A 19207-nucleotide genomic window follows, 5' to 3' on the forward strand; every position below is an offset into this window, starting at 1 on the left:
TATATTGTTTAATAAATGACAACTATTTTTTGTCAGCTTTTGTAGGTAAAATTTCTTTAATTCTTGCAGCTTTACCTGATAATTTTCTAATGTAGTAAATTCTTGCTCTACGTACACGTCCACGTTTAACTACAGTAATTTTATCAATGATTGGTGAGTGTAATGGGAAAGTTCTTTCAACAAACACACCGTTTGATAATTTTCTAACAACAACAGAGTAAGTAATTCCTGAACCTTGAGTTTTAATTACTAAACCTTCAAAAGTTTGAATACGGAATTTTTCTCCCTCTTTAATTTTAACGTCAACTTTAATAGTGTCTCCTGATGTAAAATCTGGTAAGTCATTACGTAATTGATTGTTAATAATAGCGTATTTTGATTGTGTTGTTTTTGTTGCTTTTGATGCCATATTATTTATCTCCTTTCGATCTTCTAAGATTTTCTAATAATTCAATTTGTACTTTGTTTAATTTAGATTCATCAATTAAATCAGGTCTTTTATTAAAAGTTGACATTAATTGTTGTTCATCTCTTCACTTTTGTATATTAGCATGGTGTCCACTTAATAGGACTTTAGGAACTTTGTCTCCCCTATAATCATGGGGTTTGGTATAAACTGGATAATCTAATAATCCATTCTCAAAACTTTCCTGTTCATGAGATTCAGTATTTATAACTCCTGGTAAGATTCTAGTAATAGAATCTAGCATTATTAATGAAGGTAATTCTCCACCAGTTAATACATAATCTCCAATAGAAATTTCTATATCAACATATTTTAATATTCTTTCGTCAAAACCTTCATAATGACCACAAACAATAATTATATGATCATATGTTCTTGCAAATTTTTTTGCAATTTCCTGATTTCAAGTTTTCCCTTGTGGTGAAGTTAAAACTACAATTGAGTTTTTTGATTTCACTGATTCAATTGCTTTTACAACTGGATCACACATTAATACCATTCCTCTACCTCCACCAAATTGATATTCATCAACTTGATTGTGGGATAAATCTGTGAATTCTCTTATATCTACAATTTCAAGTTCAATTTTATCTCGCTCTAAAGCCTTTTTAATAATTGATTCTGAAATATAAGATTTTATAATGTTAGGGAATAAAGTTAGAATAGAATATTTCATTATTTTAATCCTTCAATGTTTTTTAAAGTTATAACTCTTGATTCATCATCGATGTTCTCTGTATACACATCTACTAAAGGAACTCAAAATGCTTTATTTTCATTTTCCAGTAAAACCTTTACTAAATGATGTTGCCCGTTAAACATTGTGTCAGTAACTTGGCCTTTTTGTAAATTATACATAATTGTATAATGTGTTAAATCATAATAAATTGAAAATGTTCCATCATCATTTAAGTATTTAACATTTTTACCTTTAAAGATTTCAACTTCATTAATATGTATATGTTCCTTAAAATAAACTACTAAATGGCTTTTTTGCATAGTTACTGATTCAACTTGCTTTGGAATTATTATATTGTTTGCATTTTCAATAAATAAAAGTTTAATTTTGTTTATATCATTTAATTTAACGTTTTTATCCAATGCAATTTTTACAGCACCTTTTATACCAAATGTATTTACAATTCTTCCAATAGATAATAAATTTTTATTTTCCATTTTATTTCCTTGCTAATTTTTAGTGGTTTTAAAACAAAGTTTTAATTCTGTTAGAATTATTTTTTGTTAGCAAGTTTTGCTTCGTGTAAAGCTTTCATTACACCTTGTTGTGATAACAATTCTCTAACAGTTTCAGTTGGTTGAGCACCATTTTGTAATCATTTTAATGCTAATTCGTTATCAATTTTTACTTCTGATTTTAATGGATCAAATGTTCCAATTAATTCTATGTATTGACCGTTACGGTTAACTCTTGAATCAGCTGCTACAATTCTGTAAAATGGAGCTTGTTTTTTTCCAATTCTTTTTAATCTAATTTTTACCATGTTTCCTCCTTATAAATTTTTAAAACCTTATTTAATTTTACTAAAAATAAAAAGGGAGTCAAGTAAAAATACTTAACTTCCTTTTTTTATTTATATCTATGATTTATTGGTCGCATTCTTCACTCAATAATACTAAATATTGAAAATGCAAAAAGATACCTTAAAATATTTCATGCAAATATTGACAAAACAACCACAAAATTTAAATCATATATATGTTCTAGCTTACCTTCTTCATGGCCTTCATGAAAAAGTTGAATACCATGTGTGTGAACTTTTCCACTTGTTAATCCGTCCAAGTACATTCCAAAAATAAACATAGCTGTTGTTATTATTGAAGCTAATAATATCATTATTGGAATTGGAACAAATCTTTTAAAATGTGCTGTTGATTTGTTTGTATCTCTATGAATAGGCGAATTTTTAAATATGATATTAAATACTACTCATACCATTCATATTATAATCACGTTTTGTGGGGCTTCTATTACTGTTGTTAATATTCCATGTTCTCCACCGTGAATACCAAAATGAATAAAAGGATTTAATATTCCTATAATTGATGAGAATATAGGACCTAGTGTCGCAATTGAAATACATATAAAGGCGATATCCAAAAATCTAAAATCTATTCACAATTGTCCAGAACCAACTGGGAGTGCTATTTTTTCAAAGAAAATATCAATTGCACTAACTGTTGCTGTTAAAGCTAAAAATATTGATGTTAAAACCATTTTATAAATTAACTTTCTTCTAGTCATTTTAAATTCAATACTTAATTTAAATTCATCTTTTTCAATATGATCATGACCACCATTTTTATCAAAATGATGTATACCATGATAGTGGTCTTCTTTCCTATGATCTTTTTTATTTAATTCTTCTTCGTCTGGCAAATTAATTTCATTAATAAATGAACCAAACATTTTTTTATCTTTTTTCATTTTAACTCCTAATTTATAAAAATTATAAATAAGAATTTTAAGTTTTTCAAGTAATTATTAAAAAAAAGAATAATATAAGATAAAATAAAAAAAGAAATAAGGAGATTAATTATGTCAAAAAACAATGTATTAGATATGATCGTTGAAATTCCTAAAGGTTCTTCTAACAAATATGAAGTTGATGCAAAAACAGGAAGAATAATTTTGGATAGAGTTTTATATGGTGCAAACTTTTACCCAGGTGAATATGGAATGGTTGAAAACACACTAGATTGAGATGGAGACCCATTAGATGTTATAAGTTTATGTACTTATCCAACTTTACCAGGAGTTCAAGTTAGTGTTAGAATTTTAGGTTCAATTAAAATGATTGATGCTGGTGAAATTGATACTAAATTATTTGGAGTATTTAATGATGACCCAAGATTTAGTTCATACCAAACTTTAGAAGATGTGCCTCAACACTTGCGTGATGAAATAGAGAACTTCTTTTTACAATATAAAGCTTTACAAAAAAAATCTGTAAAAATTAACGGATGAGGAACTTTAGAAGAAGCTATTGAAGAATTGCATGAATGTAAAGAAAGATTTATTGAATACAAAGATAGACTTGAAGCTGGTGAAAGAGATCAAATCTTAGCTGAGTGAAAAGAAAAAGGTATTGGACAAGGATAATTAATTTAACAACCTTTGGGTTGTTTTTTTATTATAAAAATAAAAAAAGAGCAAAAAGCTCTTTTAAATATAAACAAAAGGCCCCATTCATTTTGAGTTTTCTCAAAAATCTGATGATTTTATTAACGGTATATAACTAATTCTAATATTTTGAGAGTAAGTTCTTGCACTTACAAAATCTTGTACATACTCCTCTAAGGCTATTTTTACTAAACCAGACATTTCATTATTATAGTTATATTCGATTGTTTCTTTAACTTTGAAAGAAATTAAATATCCAAATAGTAATGAAAGAAATGCTGTGAAATATAATATTGAAAAAAGTGGTATTTTTCATAATCAAACTAAAAGATCGTCTAATTGTTCTAATTCTCTTCCACTCATGTAACCAAATAAAATGCAATTTAGTAATAGACAAATTAAAATAGTAACTAATGAAAGAATTGGTACATAAACTAGCAATGCCTTGTATCCGCGAATTAAATTATTTTTTTCTTTTAATTGTGCAGATATCCATAGTCTTGAAATTATATAATCAATTTCATACCCAACTGATTCAAAGATTTTTTTAGAAATTATAATTTGCTTTTTGCGTTTATTTAAATTTTTAAATAAACTTATATAGCTTTCTGTATTACTGTAAATTACGTCATAATCAGCTAAATTATACACTTTTTTAAATTGATTAATAATTCTTTCAATTTCTTTTGAACTTATTACATCATTGTAAGAGTTAATTCTTGGCACCTGATATGAATAATATGCTCTACTAAAATACAACATTGAAAAAAGCAACGTTATTAAAACAATAAAGTTAACTATTAAAAGCATTAAATTTATAATGTATAAACTTGACATAATATCACCCTACATTGATTATAAAAAAAATAACACCTAAGTGTTAATAAAAAACTATTTAATTATAAACTTGCATTGTGATATACATTTTGCACATCTTCTAATTCATCTAATTTATCTAGTAAAGTTTGTAATTGCTGTTTAACTTCTGCATCTGTTATTTCAATATAATCATCATTTGGAATTAATTTGATTTCTGAAATTAGATATTCATCAATTCCTAATTCATCTAAAGCATGTTTAACTGTGTTAAATGATTTATAAGGCGCTGTAACAATGATCATATCTTCATCAGCTTCAACATCATTAACATCAACTTCGTTCATCATTAATTGTTCTAAAACTTCTTCCTCAGTTTTATTTTTAAAAGCAAACATTGAAACTTCTTCAAACATGAATGCAACTTTACCTTCAGGATTACCATGGTTTTTATTAAATACTTCTCTAATATTTGCTGCTGCTCTATTAACATTACTTGTTAAAGCATCAACTATAATAGCTATGTTTCCTGGGCCCATTCCTTCATATCTATTTGATACATAGTTTTCTGCATCTCCACCACTTGCTCTTTTAATTGCTCTATCAATAACATCCTTTGGAATTTGATTTGATTTTGCTTTATCAATCAAAGTTCTTAAAGCTAGGTTAGAAGATGGATCAGCTCCACCTGCTTTTGCAGCCATATAAATTTCTTTACTTGCTCTACCGTTTGCAGCTGATTTTTTAGCTGCTGTTTTTGCCATAGACGCAGCGCGGACTTCGTGTGCTCTTCCCATATTAAATCTCCTTACTAATTTTTTCTATATGTGCTAAGACTTCTTCAACTTTACAATTTAAGTCATCATTATTAGCATCTATCACTAAAAATGGAAAATCATTTTTGTGTTCTTGATAATATTCTTCATATGATTCATTTAAAACTCTTCAATATTCATTATCAATACTTAATTCAGCGCTTCTCCCACGCTCATTAATTCTTCTAATTGATGTTTCGTCTGAAACTTTTAAATAAACTACTAAATCAAATTTTAATCTATCATTTGGGTATTTTAGATTTTCAGATACAACATATTGAAAAAAGTCACAATATGTTTTGTAGTCAGTGTCATCAACATTTCCCATTTTGTGACCTACATTCATAAAAATGGGATCTTCAATAATTGTTCTGTCAAAAATTTTATTTTTTAAATCCTTTGCTGCAAATAACTGTTTTGATCTTGCAGTTAACATAAAGATTTGCATTCTAAATGCATAAGATTTTATATCTTTATAATAATCTTCAAAGTATGGATTTTCATCTATAGGTTCAGGGAAAATTTCAAATTTTAATCTATTCGATAATTCTTGTGATATTGATGACTTACCTGCTCCAACAGTTCCAAAAATTGCTATTTTCATTTTATTTTACCTTTTTCTATTTCATTTAAAATAATGTCTACTTTATAATTTAAATCTAAGTTATCAGCATCAATTACTATAAAAGGCAATTGATTTTTATATTCTTGATATTTTTCTTCATATAAATAATTTAGTTTATTTCAAAAATCTGGCCCTAAATCAATTTCTTTTTGAATTCCTCTTTTTTTAATTCTTTCAAAAGCAACTTTAGAACTCACTTTCAAATAAACTATTAAATCAAAACTGATTCTATGTTTTGAATTATCAACTGTTTCAAATATAACATTTTTAAAAAATCTCAAATATGTTTGGTAATCAAGTTCTGATATTAAGTCATTTTCATACTTTAATTTCATAAAAATTGGATCTTCTATAATTGATCTATCAAAAATAATATTGTCTTCATTTTTCGTACTATATAATTGTTCAGTTCTAAGCATTAACATAAAAATTTGCATCTTAAATCCATTTTGTTTGATATCTTTGTAAAATTCATCAAAATATGGATTTTTATCAGTTGGTTCTAAAACAAGTTTATAATTTGTTTTTTTAGAAAGCTCATTACAAATTGTTGTCTTGCCAGCACCAGTTGTTCCAAAAATTGCAATTCTCACGCAAAACCTCTTCTATTTATTTTTTAAATCTTCTTTTCTCTTTGTTGATTGGTATATACCATAAAATTTTTTAACTTCATGAGGTTTTAATTCTCTATATTGACCAATTTCTAAATCGCCAATTTCTAAAAACTCAATCTTTGTTCTTTTTAATTTCATAAGATTTGCTTCAATAGCTAAAAACATTTGTTTAACGTGATGTTTTCTTCCTTCTGCAATTGTCATTTGAACAATTGATTGATCTTTCTCTTGATCATAATTTAATAATTCAGCTTCAATTGCTTTTGTAAAATAATCGCCTTCAATTTTTACACCTTTAAGCAATTGATTCACTTGTTGTTTACTAACTTTGCCTTTACACAAACCTTGATATGTCTTAAAGAATTCATATCTTGGGTGCATAACGAAGTTAGCAAATTCACCATCGTTTGTCATAATGATTAAACCACTAACATCATAATCAAGTCTTCCAACTGGATAAACTCTTGTTGGTGTATCTTTAAAATAGTCAGCTACTGTTTTACGCTGTTTTGGGTCACGCATAGTTGTTAACACTAATCTTGGCTTATTGAATAGATAGTAAAACTTCTCATTATTTTTAGTTGTTGACTTACCATTAACTTCAATATCAGCATCAGTAGTAGTTTTATATCCAAGTTCTGTTATTACAACCCCATTAACTTTAACTCTTCCTTCTAAAATTAATTTTTCCGCATTTCTTCTTGAAGTTACACCTCTAGCTGAAATAATTTTTTGCAATCTTTCCATTAAAACAAACCTTCAGTTTCTTCTTCATTAAAAACATCTTCTTCTGTGATAATTTCTTCAGTGACTTTTTCTTCAAAATCTTTTTCTTCTTCATCAGTTTTATAAGAAGCAAAATCAATTTGAGGTAGTGCTTCCATTCCACCAGTTATATTAAATAATTTAAAGAAATTATCTGTAATTGTATATAAGTTTGCTCCAGTTGAAGTTTTACCAACAGCTTTAATTAATTTTTTTTGTCTTAATCTATAAATTTGATAAGAACATTCAGCTTGTCGCAATGCTTCAATTTCACTTTTTGAAATTGGTCCCTTATAAACAATAATTGATAATACTTCAATACTTGAATTTGATAATCTTGAATTATTAACTTCCAGTTCCAATTTTGCAAAGTACTCGTGTAATTCAAGTTTTGTTTGAAGTCTATATTTGTTTTTACTAAATTTTTGAATTGAAAATGCACACTCAGGATCTGAAGAATATTTTTTTTCTAAATCTAAAATTGCTTCTTGGATAGTAACTGGTCTAGCATCTTCTAATACATTTTGTAATTCAAGTAAACTAATTCCTTCATCTCCATAAACAAATAATAAACCTTCAATAACTGCTTTAATATTACTATTCATATTCTTCTACCTCTTCTATTCTTCTTAATATAGATTCATCTTCTAATACCTCAGTAGTAAATCTAAATTCTAAAGTATCATTTTTTTGATTAATTACTGCAACTTGATGCCTAACCATATCTAATACGGCTAGAAAAGTTGAAATTAGGTTTATTAGATTTAACTCATATCCACTAATTACTTCTTCAAGTTTTCATTCTTTGTGCTTATTTGTTTTCATAACTTCAACAATTGATTTTGCGATTACTTGAGGAGAAATGATTTCATTCTGAATAGGAGCGTAGGCATCTTCTAACAACATATCTTCATCATAATAGAAATCTTCTTGGAAATTTTGTGCACGTTGCAATATTGATTGAAAAATTTCTGCAAACTCATCAATTCCAATATCTAGTGGGTTAACCATTAACTCATCATTTCTATCTGCAATTGATTGTACAAATGATTTCTTTGTTTTTGGCTTTGAATAAGTTTTCAAATATTCATCTTGCTTATTATAAAAATATTCACTAACTTCTTTAATTTGACCATATTGATTAAGTTGTTCTAATAAATCTTCAAACATAAATTCATCATTCAATTCTTCTTCGTCTTTAGGAAGCAAAATTCTTGATTTCATTTCAATCATTTGAGCAGCCATCACTAAATACTCACTTGCTAATTCAATGTCTAATTTTTGTTGACCTTCAATATATTTTAAATATTGATCAATAATTTCACTTAAATCAATTTCAAAAATATCAATTTTTTTATCTTTAACCATGTTTCATAATAAGTCCAATGGGCCAGAAAAGTTAGAAATATTTAATTCATCTCAATGTTGCATATTCTTTCTCCTTAGTTATTTATTATTTTATAATAAATAAGACTATTTTTCCTATTTATTAATTTGATTTAATTTTATAAGCTTTAATAATTCATTATCGTTTTTTAAATCTTTATGTAATTGTATTAGTGTTCTTATTACCAATATAAATAACAACTCTGTTTCTAAAGAAATATTGTATTTAGATTTTGGATCAGTAAATGAGTGTTCTAAATTATTTCTTAGTTTTCTTATATAATGAAAGGAAACAGATTTATTTAAAAGCTTTAAATAATCATTAAAAGCTAATTTTCTAACTGTTGTTTTAAATAATGGCATTGAAATGGAATCAAAATCTTTTGCAAAAATATAGTTAGTTTTTGTATCAATAGACTTCAAATTATACTTATCAACAATAAATACATTAATAAACATTAGTTTATCAAAAATAGAATATAAATATTTAAACATTAAAATTTGATCATGAAATTCTAATTCATTAATTCCAAATCTTTCATTAACACTATCGTAATATTTTGTTTTTGAAGATCTGTTAATGTAATAATTAACAATCATTTTGATTTCAGAATAAATATAAATATTAAATAAATAATTTTTTATCATCATTAAAGACAAAAGAGTTTTTAACAAATATAAAAATTCATGAGTATCTTTTGTTGCCACAATTTTTTTACTAGGTTTGATATCAATATCTAAAATGCGATTATTTTTAATTAAATTTAAATTCAACCTGTATGCTAGTGTTGAATCCTTTAGTAAAACATCATCAATCATGTTGGCTATAAAGAATAAAATGTCATCAGCTTCAGATTGTTTAATTTTTTTATTTTTAACAACTTTAATTAGCTGCTTAATTTTTACTGAATACTCTGTTAATTTTAACTCATTCATTTTATTGTCCTTCTTTTATTTTGATATCATTTCAAATACATTAGCATGTCATTTATATATTCTTATTATAATTTCATTTTGTTGTTTAAAAAAGTCTATTGCTAAATTTCCTGTTACTTTGTTTAATAACTGTGGGTTCTCTTCTATCAATTTTTCATTTGAAAAAACTACTATTTGTTTTTTTATTCATTCAACTAATTTTTTAGCATGCTCTTTTTCTTCTACACTTAATGTTTGCTTATTAAATTTATTTTCAAATTGATCCTTTGTATCTGAATTTAAACTTTGATAATAAAGTGCTTCTTTAAACATTGTGTCTTTCATTGCTAAATAAAATTTTTCCTCAAAATTTGTTATTTGATTTTGTTCAATAAATAACATAGCAAAAAGATCTGATTGAGTAACGAATAAGTGATCATTATATGTTGCTACTTTTTTAACAATATTAGAAAATAGTTCATAAGTTTGAACTTCAATCTTTAAACTATTTTTTACTTCAAAGTACTTAATGAAATCACGAAATACTTTATCATTAATTTTATTGTTAATTTTAATTTTTTTTATATACTTTAAATCGTGATTCATTTGTTCCTCTATTCTATAATAATTCTTGAATTTATTTTTCTTTCAATTGATTGTTTTTCATATTCAGAGAATATTTGTCTAATGTTTGCATAGTCTACAAATTCTGCTATTACCTGGTCTATTCAAATTACTGTTAAAAACAAGTAAATACCATTAATGAAAAATAGTGAAGCACAAGTTATTTTAATTATTTGTGTTATATTTTTTTCAAATTGAATAATATTTTCCATATTTGTTTCATTAATAATTGAATTGATTGATTGATAAGTGAATAATCCTGTCTTTGTATAAATTATAGAATTAAATACAGTTATGACAAGAAATTGCCCTAGTATTAATGCTGATGCAATGTATCCAGTTACAGGAGTTCCTTTAGATGCTCTGTAGTTTCACATTATTGCAAATGCAAACCACATATAAAACAATACAAAATATGATGATCCAAATAATAAATTAGCAATAATAATTCAAATGTTATTAATAACAAATGTTGATATTAGCAAAGTTACTCCAGATATTAAAATTAAACCCATAATTAAATTTTTAACTCCTACTTTTGGAAGCAAAAACTTATATAAAAAGAAGCCTAATGCAAATTGCCCAAATATGAATACCGCTTGATATTTTCTATCTAATGAATGTAATCATTCAATATCATTATTAGTAATTTTAAAGTGTGCAACAAAATACATTTTAAAAATAGGTGATTGTACAAAACCATATATTATTCCCATAATTAAAGTTAATACAATTAGTTTAATTAAAGTTGACTTTGAAAATTTAATTAATTCTTCTTTTAACACAATTTTAAATTCGCCAATCTTATTTGGATTTTCACCAAAATTTTTAAAACTTAGAATTCCGCCAAAAATTAATAAAATAATACAAAATGCATTTAAAAATCAAAACTTATTATCAGCTAAAGTATTTAAATTAAAAATTCAATTTCCTATAAATGTAGAGAATGTTATAACAAGACCCACTGAAAATGAAACTTTTAATGGAAAAAGTTTGTTATATTTTTGTTCATTTAAAAATAAAAAATATAAACTTTGTGATGAAATACTAAGCGCTAAAATAACTGCTTGAAAAATAATAACAAACTTAAATAATGTTGTATTATTTTCTGGTATTAATAACAACAATGCTGCAACAATTGAAGTTAAGATAGCAGCTCTAATTCAAATTCTTCTATTTTTCATTTTGCCTGTTAATCAAGTAGCAACAGGTTTTAGGAAAACTGCAAATAACATTGAGCTGCCAAATATCAATAATGCTACAACAATTGCAGGTGGTGATTTTTCAAACACATTACTCATTAAATTAGTATTTTCTTGTGTTAGTATTGCAACTACTAGTCATACAATTAAAGTCTGAATGTAAAACCAAAATAATTTCTTTTCAAATTTATTCTTTTTATAAATTACATATAAAATTGCAAAACCTAAAACTATTATTAATGGTACAACAATGAATAAATCTCAGTTAAGCATAACTACATTGTTTCTAGTGCGCTAACACCAATTATAGAAAATGCATTTTGTAAAACTTGTAAAACTGAATATACTAAACCTAATCTTGCTTCACTAAGTTTGATTTCGTTTTCGTCAAGAATTTTTGTATCTGCATAGTATGAGTGGAATTGTTTACATATTGTTTGAATGTATTCACAAATTAATTGTGGAGCTCTATTTTTTGACGCCATTTGAATTACTTGATTAAAATTATCTAAAGTTAATAATAATTCGATTTCTTTTTTACTATCTAATAGATTTGTTTTTACTAAATTAGCTTTAATATTTTTTTGATTTGCCTGATTGATAATTGAATGACATCTAGCAGTTGCATATTGTGCATAATAGACAGGGTTGGTTGCATTTTTTTGTTGAACTAAATCTAAATCTAAATCCATATGTGAACTACTTGATTTTGATGCAAGCATATATCTTAGTGCATCTTTACCAACCATTTCCATAATATCTACTAATCAAACAGCGGTTCCTTTTCTTTTACTCATTTTATACTCTTGGCCGTCTTTAATTAATCTAACCATTTGAACCATTTCAATTTCTAATATATCCGGATTGTGGCCTAGTAATTGTAAACCAGCTCTCATTCTTTGAATATAACCATGATGATCTCCACCTCAAATATTAATTAATGTATCTGCTTTTGTTCTATCAATTCGGATATTATGTGTAGCAAGATCTGGAACAATATAAGTTAATGATCCATCTTTTTTAATTAAAACCCTATCTTTGTCATCGCCAAATTCTGTTGTTTTTAATCATAATGCCCCATCAGATTCATATACTGCATTTTTTTGTTTATATTCTTCTAATAACTTTTCAATTTGATTTGTATCATACATTTCTTGCTCACTTGAATAATGATCAATAACAACACCAAAATCTTTTAATTGTTTTTTAATTTCTATTAAAAAATAATCTGTTGCTTCTTTTCTAAAAATTTGATGTACTTTAGAATCTGAAATTGCATTTTCAGTGAAAGTGAAGTTTTTAAATTTATCACCATATTTGTCAATTAAAGAACTTGCTAGATCATCATAAAATGTTCCACCATAAGTATTTGCTGGTTTTTCAGCTTCAATACCTAATGCTCATAAGTAGTGTACAAAAACTGTAACTGCTAAAATATTAATTTGATTACCTGCATCATTTGTGTAATATTCAGTTTGAACATCATATCCATCAAACTTCAGAACTTCTTCTAAAACTGAACCAGTGACTGCGTTTCTTGCGTGACCAACATGTAAAAAACCAGTTGGATTAGCTGATACATATTCAATATTAATAATTTTATTTTTCTTATCATTTTTACCATAAGATTCTTTCAAATTTGTAATATTAGTAATTGTTGAACTCAGGAATTCTGGGCTTAGTTTAATGTTAATAAAACCTGGACCAGCAATTTCAATTTCATCATAATAAGTTTTTTCTATTAGTAAATTTTTAATTTCATTAGCTAAAGCAATTGGATTTTGCTTCAATTCCTTTGCACTCATTAATGCTAAAGTAGTTGAAAAATGACTATTAACATTATTTTTATTAATTTCAACAATAGGCTCTTTTTCGATATTTAATTTTTTAGCGATTTCTTTTAAATCCTCTTTAACGATACTAATAATATTCTTCATTTTTTATTCTCCACTTTCTAAGGAAAAAACATTTGTTTGAACAAATGTTTTCTTCTATATTGCCATTAATTCTTTTTCTTTTATTTTTGAAATTTCATCTAATTTCTTTATGCTTGAATCAGTTATTTTTTGAATATCTGTTTCAATCCCTTTAACAACATCTTCACTAATTGATTTATCCTTTTTAGCAATGTCAATATTGTCTCTACGAATGTTTCTAATACGAACTTTAAAGTTTTCTAATTCTTTATTCATTTTTTTAACTAAATCTTTTCTTATCTCTTCTGTTAAAGCTGGTATATTAATTCTTACAACTTCTGCATCTGAAATTGGATTTAAATTTAAATCTGATTTATTAATTGCTGCAACCACTTCTTGAATTAAACTTTTGTCTCAGGGTTTAATAACTAATAGTTGAGGTTCAGGTGTTGATATTTGTGCAGTTTGGTTTACTGGTGTTGGAGTTCCATAATAATTAACCATAACTTTGTCCAACATTGAAGCACTAGCTCTACCTGTTCTAATTGTTTTAATATGTTCTTGTCAAGCAGCAACAGTATCTTCCATTTGTTGTTCTGCTAATAATAAAATTTCGTCCATAATATTTCTCCTATTCCTCTATAATTGTTGATTCTAATGAACCTTCCATAACTTTAATTATGTTATTTTTACCTTGCATGTCAAATACTTCAATTGGAAGTTTTGCATCTTTTGCTAATGTTGCAGCTGTTAAATCCATTACACGTAATTGTTTTTCAGCTATTTCATGATGAGTTAATTTTGCATAAAATTTGGCTTTTGGGTTTTTGTTTGGATCTGAGTCATAAACTCCTTTAACACCGTTTTTTGCCATTAAAACAGCGTCAGCATCAATCTCAATTGCACGAATTACAGAATTAGTGTCTGTTGTAAAGTAGGCAAACCCAGTTCCACCAACAAAAATTGAAATGTATCCTTCATTCATTTTTAATCTAGCTCTTTTAAAATTGTAATCATCTGTCACTGTTTCAATTGGTAAAGATGAGTAAACGTTAACTTTATCATAACCCAAACGTTTAATTGTTGATTCTAATGCCAAACCGTTCATAACTGTTGCTAACATACCCATGTAGTCTGCATTAATTTGTGGCATATCAATATCTGTACCAAGTTTACCCCTTCAAATATTACCTCCACCAATTACAATCCCTAATTTTAATCCATTAGTTGCAAGTTCAACAATTTGTTTTGCAATGTCTTCTAATTTATCTTTGTTGTAAATTTCTTTTTCACTCTTTAAAGCTTCACCGCTTAATTTCAGTAAAACTGTATTATATTTATATTTCATGTAATACCTCATTCATCTTATTTATTATACCCAAATTTTGATAAAAAAAGCACTCCTAAGAATGCTTTAATTATTTATTTCTAATTGTTTTATTATGGTATGCTAATGCATCTTCATTATCAACTTTAACACCTATGATTTTTTCATCGAAAAATGAAGCATCAACCATTTTTTTGCTAAATTTGATTTTTTTAGTCACTCTTTTTCCTTGTTTATAAAATACATAAATATTTGATGTCTTTGTATCTTTAATAATTTTTGTAATGTTTTTATTATCAATTTTTTCTCCAATTAAATTAATTGAGTCTTTTGATAAGGCGACACCAAAATATGGAATAAAGAAGAATAATGCAATAACTGCTATTACTAAACAAATCATACCAATTGTAGTCAAAATAATTGATGGTATATTTTTACTTGTTAAATCATCTTCATGTACAATAGCAATAACTATTCCCATTATTTCAGATGCACAAATTAAAACTAAAGTTACTATTGGTAATAGTAAACCATATTTTTTAGCTTTACTATCAATTTTTTTAAATTGGTAATAGTAATATGCAAGTGTTAATACTAACAATAATGAAACTGCAATTAACACGATACTCATAATTAAAAATTTTGAACTCATAATTAGTTACCTAATTGAGCAGCAACTTCACTAGCGAAGTCAGTTACTACTTTCTCAATTCCTTCTCCAACTTCATATCTAATCATATCTATTAAAACAACTTTTTTAGATTCTAAAAATTGCCCTACTTTGAAACTTTCATCTACAACATATTGTTGGTCTACTAAACTAATTTCTGATAAACGTTTTGATAATTTACCTTTTAAGATGTTTTCTAAAACGTTTTCTGGTTTACCTTGTAATTTTGGATCTTCTTTAGCTTCAGCTTTAATGATGCTAAATTCTGATTCTTTAAATTCAGCTGGGATTTCTTCCATACTTTTGTATTGTGGGCTCATTGCAGCAACGTGCATTGCAAGATTGTATGCATCTGAAGCATCAATTGAACCTTTAAAATTCAATGCTACAGAAACTCTTTTATTTGCATGGTTATATAAAGTCGTTGTATTCCCAGTTTCTTTATTAATTAATGCAAATCTTCTTAATTGAATTTTTTCTCCAATTGTTGCAGTTGCATTAACTAATACTTGTTCGATTGTTTCATTATTTGATGTTACTAATGCTAAACCTTCTTCTAAAGTTTTGGCATTTGATGCTAACAATACATTAGCAATTTCATCAATTAAGCCAATAAATTTTTCGTTTTGAGCAACGAAGTCTGTTTCAGAGTTAACTTCAAGAATAACTACTTTTTTGTCATCTTCTTTTGCTAATGAAACACCTTCTGCTGCAACACGGTCTGATTTTTTAGCAGCTTTTGCTAATCCATTTTCTCTTAATCAAACGATAGCTTCATCAATGTTTCCATTTGTTGCTTCCAAAGCTTTTTTACAATCCATCATACCAGCTTGTGTAATTTCTCTTAATTCTTTAATTAATTGTGCGTTTACAGCCATATATGTTTTCTCCTCTTAATTAGTTTGTTGTATTTTCTGTTCTGTTAAAATTTCTGTTGTTTGAGTAGTGATTTTCGCCTTCTGTTCTTTCACGTTTAACAACAACTGTTTTTAAAACTGAAGGCGCCATTTTTAAGTTTGCTCCATCAGCGAATGCATCAACCAATGCATTAATCATAATGTTTACTGATTCTTGTAAATCATCATTTGCTGGAATTGGTAAGTTTACAATATCTGGATCAACGTTTGTGTCACATAATCCAATTACTGGAATTTTTAATTTAATTGCTTCTTTAACAGCAATTTCGTCTGACTTAGGATCAACTACAACTAATGCTGCAGGTAATTTGCGCATTTGTTTGATTCCACCTAATGATTTTTCTAAGTTTGCTTTTTCTTTTAAAATTAAGATTTGTTCTTTTTTAGTTCTTAAAGCTAATTGTCCATTTTTTTCTGATTCTTCAATTTCTCATAAAGCTTTAATTCTTTTTACAATAGTTTTAAAGTTTGTTAAAGTTCCACCCAATCATCTTTGGTTAACATAGTAGTTGCCTGATCTTAAAGCAGCTTCTTTAACAGCTAATTTAGCTGAACGTCTTGTACCTACGAATAAAACTTTTTCTCCTTTAGCTCCGATTGTTTGTAATAATTTTTCAGCTTGTCTTAATTGAATTAAAGTTTTTTCTAAATCAATTACGTGGTTTTTTGATTTTGAACCATAAATATATGGTGCCATTTTTGGATTTCATCTTTTTGTTTGGTGTCCATATTGAACACCAGCAGCAGATAATTCATCTCTTGTTACTTCTTTGTATGCCATTTTCTGTACTCCTTCTTTTATTTTGTATTTGTTAGGCTTCCAAACGATTCGAACACTACCACCCTTTTTACTAAATTTGGGCACTGGGTAAATGAATTCTCGTCTGTGATTGAATATCTATATTTTGTTAAATAATCAACTTTTAAGATTATATCAAAAAAAGCACTTTTTTAAAAGCGCTTAAACTTTACAATATAGTGAAATATTATTTTTTCTTTTTTTCCTTAGGTGTTAGTGTATAAATTTTGGGTGTATTTTTATATTTATAACGTTTTTCAAAATGACTTTCATTATCGATGATTTCATTACTTTCTTGAATTTGTTCATACAGTGATCTTATAATTTCTTCACTTTGAATGGCCTCTTCTTCAGCATTTATTCCAGCATCAATAAATCTTGCAATTTTAATTTTACTTGCATTCTTTTCAACAATTTGTTTAATAATTGGCAAGTTAACAATAATATTCAACCCAATTTTCGGCCTAAAAATAATTGGCAATATAATACAAACAGGTAAACTGGCAATTCCTGTAATTACAAAAACACTTATTAGGGTAGCTACATTTATTGGATTTATTACTACACTTATAATTTCATTAGCCGGTTTTACTTCAATACTAATTAGTGCAAATTGACTTAAACCAAACTGAATAAATAACGAAGTTGCAACAACAGGAACTAATAGAAAAATAAAATTTGGAATGACATTTTTAAGTGATGAATTATATGTTACATGTGTTCAAGTAAATGACCATAAAAAGAAATAAGTTATCATCATAAAAATAAGTTTTATTATGTAAAAAAACTGAATCATCTGTGGAATCCAATTATCAGTACCTCCTGAATTAAATTTAAAAAAGTATAAAGATAAAAGAGTTATACCAGATGTTAAAACATATCAAGTTGCTATTAAGTTTAATCATTTAGTTGTTTTCTTTTCAACGCCTTTTGCTTGAATTAAAACATATTGCCCTTGTACAATAATAATTGCTCCAGTTGATAGACCAAACAAAATTGAAAATGTTGATCCTGAAAATATATATTGTAATGCTTGAGCTTGATAAAATGCACTAATATCACTGCCATCAAAATCCCTAGCAATAACATTCCCAAAAAGTCCAGTAGCGATAAATGGAGTTAAAATTGAAATCATAACAAAACTAAATGCTGCAACAATATATGTATACAATTCATAGTTTGTATAAGTCTTTCATTCAATTCTTCCTTCTCTTAAAATTTGAGCTATGAAATATTCTCTAAAAGAAACTATAAAATTAAGCATAATGATTCGAATATTTATTCCAACAATCATGTAAATAGAAAGCATAGATGTTGTTCTCAAGCCAGCTGTACCCAAAACAACAAAAAGAATAATAATGTCTGCATTCATCAAAGTATTTGTTCCTAAAGATGAGAAAAATAATTTTGATGATTTTCTAACAATGTTATGGTCGTTAAAATCAGAATAAAATTTAATTCATGGATATTTTCTTTTGACGTATCACATAATCATAAAACCACGTATAAATGGATAAACAATAATTGGTAAAAATACCACAACAGGTGATATTGTTGATTCTCTATAATTAACAATATTAAGTAAAGTAATAATTATTGTATAAATTAATACATCGGTAAATAATATAATCGCTCTTCTTAAATAATTTTGTTTGTCTGCTTCTAAAACGTTTTCATAAATACCAAATATTGATGAACTAACAACTTGCTTAAATCCAAAGAAAAAACAAACTAATCCCATCTCTCATAAATGAATTGACATTAATCCATTAGGGCTTGTTAAACTTGTTACAATTTCCTCTCCTTGTAAAAAATGCGGTGCTAAAGCAATTTCAAGAGGATATAGAATTGAAACTAAAGTAACTAAGAACAAACCTCTTCAAAGTTTATTTCTATAATTTCTTTTTGAAGTTGAAAATATTTCATTTGCACTTATTCAATCTTTTTCCATTATTGGTTTTGCCATTAAAATAACAGTTGTTATTCCCAATGCACCTTCACAAGTTCCACCAATAATTGCCATTGACATAGAAATTCTTACGAACCCATTAAACTCAGTACCATAAGCACTAAGTATTCAGTAAATCATAAGAATTTGGATTAGGGTGTTTGTAAGAGAAATTGCAACTCCTACTAATGCGCTTCAAACACTAGATCTAGTTGAAGTTTTCATAACAATATTTTCAGTAGTTTCAAGCTGCATTTCTC

General features: G+C 26.5%; 23 protein-coding genes. 1 reads left to right on the forward strand and 22 read right to left on the reverse strand.

What is annotated here, in order from left to right; all coding sequences use genetic code 4:
- Positions 1-22 precede the first annotated feature (22 nt).
- The 5 genes from rplS to CK556_RS03080 all read right to left on the reverse strand — a co-directional run bounded on the left by rplS (position 23) and on the right by CK556_RS03080 (position 2912).
- Positions 23-409 carry a 50S ribosomal protein L19 gene (gene rplS / locus CK556_RS03060; protein ID WP_027875426.1) on the reverse strand — a complete coding sequence of 129 codons (387 nt, stop codon included), beginning with the start codon at positions 407-409 and terminating at the stop codon, positions 23-25.
- 1 nt (position 410) lies between these two features.
- Complete coding sequence (trmD, locus tag CK556_RS03065) at positions 411-1142, reverse strand: tRNA (guanosine(37)-N1)-methyltransferase TrmD (protein ID WP_027875427.1); 732 nt, start codon at positions 1140-1142, stop codon at positions 411-413.
- Entirely contained in the window at positions 1142-1642 is a 501-nt protein-coding gene (locus tag CK556_RS03070; RefSeq protein WP_027875428.1) for a ribosome maturation factor RimM, read from the reverse strand. The genes trmD and CK556_RS03070 overlap by 1 nt, the downstream gene beginning before the upstream one ends.
- Before the next feature lie 56 nt (positions 1643-1698).
- Positions 1699-1968: a 30S ribosomal protein S16 gene (gene rpsP / locus CK556_RS03075; protein WP_027875429.1), complete on the reverse strand. Its 270-nt coding sequence runs from the start codon at positions 1966-1968 to the stop codon at positions 1699-1701.
- Positions 1969-2054: 86 nt separating this feature from the next.
- The gene (locus CK556_RS03080) at positions 2055-2912 is read right to left on the reverse strand and encodes a hypothetical protein (RefSeq protein WP_027875430.1); all 858 of its coding nucleotides are present in this window, start codon (positions 2910-2912) and stop codon (positions 2055-2057) included.
- Positions 2913-3023: 111 nt separating this feature from the next.
- Between CK556_RS03080 and CK556_RS03085 the strand changes: the two genes are divergently transcribed.
- Positions 3024-3587 (forward strand): inorganic diphosphatase, encoded by a 564-nt coding sequence (locus tag CK556_RS03085; protein ID WP_027875431.1) that lies wholly within the window; start codon positions 3024-3026, stop codon positions 3585-3587.
- A 63-nt stretch (positions 3588-3650) separates the two neighbouring features.
- Here the strand turns inward: CK556_RS03085 and CK556_RS03090 are convergent, their stop codons facing one another.
- The 17 genes from CK556_RS03090 to CK556_RS03170 all read right to left on the reverse strand — a co-directional run bounded on the left by CK556_RS03090 (position 3651) and on the right by CK556_RS03170 (position 19202).
- Entirely contained in the window at positions 3651-4445 is a 795-nt protein-coding gene (locus CK556_RS03090; protein ID WP_027875432.1) for a hypothetical protein, read from the reverse strand.
- Positions 4446-4507: 62 nt separating this feature from the next.
- Positions 4508-5221, reverse strand: a complete 714-nt coding sequence (locus tag CK556_RS03095) for a YebC/PmpR family DNA-binding transcriptional regulator (RefSeq protein WP_027875433.1) — start codon at positions 5219-5221, stop codon at positions 4508-4510.
- A 1-nt stretch (position 5222) separates the two neighbouring features.
- Positions 5223-5843: a deoxynucleoside kinase gene (locus tag CK556_RS03100; RefSeq protein ID WP_036246595.1), complete on the reverse strand. Its 621-nt coding sequence runs from the start codon at positions 5841-5843 to the stop codon at positions 5223-5225.
- On the reverse strand, positions 5834-6457 hold the full coding sequence (locus tag CK556_RS03105; RefSeq protein ID WP_027875434.1) for a deoxynucleoside kinase: 624 nt from the start codon (positions 6455-6457) through the stop codon (positions 5834-5836). Before CK556_RS03105 ends, CK556_RS03100 begins: the two co-directional genes overlap by 10 nt.
- A gap of 12 nt (positions 6458-6469) precedes the next feature.
- Positions 6470-7225, reverse strand: coding sequence for a pseudouridine synthase (locus CK556_RS03110; protein WP_027875435.1), 756 nt, complete (start codon positions 7223-7225; stop codon positions 6470-6472).
- Positions 7225-7848 (reverse strand): SMC-Scp complex subunit ScpB, encoded by a 624-nt coding sequence (gene scpB / locus CK556_RS03115; RefSeq protein WP_027875436.1) that lies wholly within the window; start codon positions 7846-7848, stop codon positions 7225-7227. The genes CK556_RS03110 and scpB overlap by 1 nt, the downstream gene beginning before the upstream one ends.
- The gene (locus CK556_RS03120; RefSeq protein ID WP_027875437.1) at positions 7841-8674 is read right to left on the reverse strand and encodes a segregation and condensation protein A; all 834 of its coding nucleotides are present in this window, start codon (positions 8672-8674) and stop codon (positions 7841-7843) included. The genes scpB and CK556_RS03120 overlap by 8 nt, the downstream gene beginning before the upstream one ends.
- A gap of 51 nt (positions 8675-8725) precedes the next feature.
- Positions 8726-9565 carry a hypothetical protein gene (locus CK556_RS03125; RefSeq protein ID WP_027875438.1) on the reverse strand — a complete coding sequence of 280 codons (840 nt, stop codon included), beginning with the start codon at positions 9563-9565 and terminating at the stop codon, positions 8726-8728.
- A 15-nt stretch (positions 9566-9580) separates the two neighbouring features.
- A complete protein-coding gene (locus CK556_RS03130; protein WP_027875439.1) occupies positions 9581-10150 on the reverse strand; it encodes a hypothetical protein in 570 nt (189 codons plus the stop codon).
- 8 nt (positions 10151-10158) lie between these two features.
- Positions 10159-11643 carry an MFS cation transporter gene (locus CK556_RS03135; RefSeq protein WP_027875440.1) on the reverse strand — a complete coding sequence of 495 codons (1485 nt, stop codon included), beginning with the start codon at positions 11641-11643 and terminating at the stop codon, positions 10159-10161.
- A 2-nt stretch (positions 11644-11645) separates the two neighbouring features.
- On the reverse strand, positions 11646-13307 hold the full coding sequence (gene argS, locus CK556_RS03140; protein WP_027875441.1) for an arginine--tRNA ligase: 1662 nt from the start codon (positions 13305-13307) through the stop codon (positions 11646-11648).
- A 54-nt stretch (positions 13308-13361) separates the two neighbouring features.
- On the reverse strand, positions 13362-13907 hold the full coding sequence (gene frr, locus CK556_RS03145) for a ribosome recycling factor (protein WP_036246599.1): 546 nt from the start codon (positions 13905-13907) through the stop codon (positions 13362-13364).
- A 10-nt stretch (positions 13908-13917) separates the two neighbouring features.
- On the reverse strand, positions 13918-14634 hold the full coding sequence (pyrH, locus tag CK556_RS03150; RefSeq protein WP_027875443.1) for a UMP kinase: 717 nt from the start codon (positions 14632-14634) through the stop codon (positions 13918-13920).
- Positions 14635-14704: 70 nt separating this feature from the next.
- Positions 14705-15265 carry an EI24 domain-containing protein gene (locus CK556_RS03155; RefSeq protein WP_027875444.1) on the reverse strand — a complete coding sequence of 187 codons (561 nt, stop codon included), beginning with the start codon at positions 15263-15265 and terminating at the stop codon, positions 14705-14707.
- Between the two features lie 2 nt (positions 15266-15267).
- Positions 15268-16161 carry a translation elongation factor Ts gene (tsf, locus tag CK556_RS03160; RefSeq protein ID WP_027875445.1) on the reverse strand — a complete coding sequence of 298 codons (894 nt, stop codon included), beginning with the start codon at positions 16159-16161 and terminating at the stop codon, positions 15268-15270.
- A gap of 19 nt (positions 16162-16180) precedes the next feature.
- Positions 16181-16981: a 30S ribosomal protein S2 gene (gene rpsB / locus CK556_RS03165; RefSeq protein WP_027875446.1), complete on the reverse strand. Its 801-nt coding sequence runs from the start codon at positions 16979-16981 to the stop codon at positions 16181-16183.
- Positions 16982-17186: 205 nt separating this feature from the next.
- Positions 17187-19202 (reverse strand): hypothetical protein, encoded by a 2016-nt coding sequence (locus CK556_RS03170; RefSeq protein WP_027875447.1) that lies wholly within the window; start codon positions 19200-19202, stop codon positions 17187-17189.
- Between the last annotated feature and the right edge of the window lie 5 nt (positions 19203-19207).

It is taken from the genome of Mesoplasma chauliocola, from assembly GCF_002290085.1.
GTDB lineage: Bacteria > Bacillota_I > Bacilli_A > Mycoplasmatales > Mycoplasmataceae > Mesoplasma > Mesoplasma chauliocola.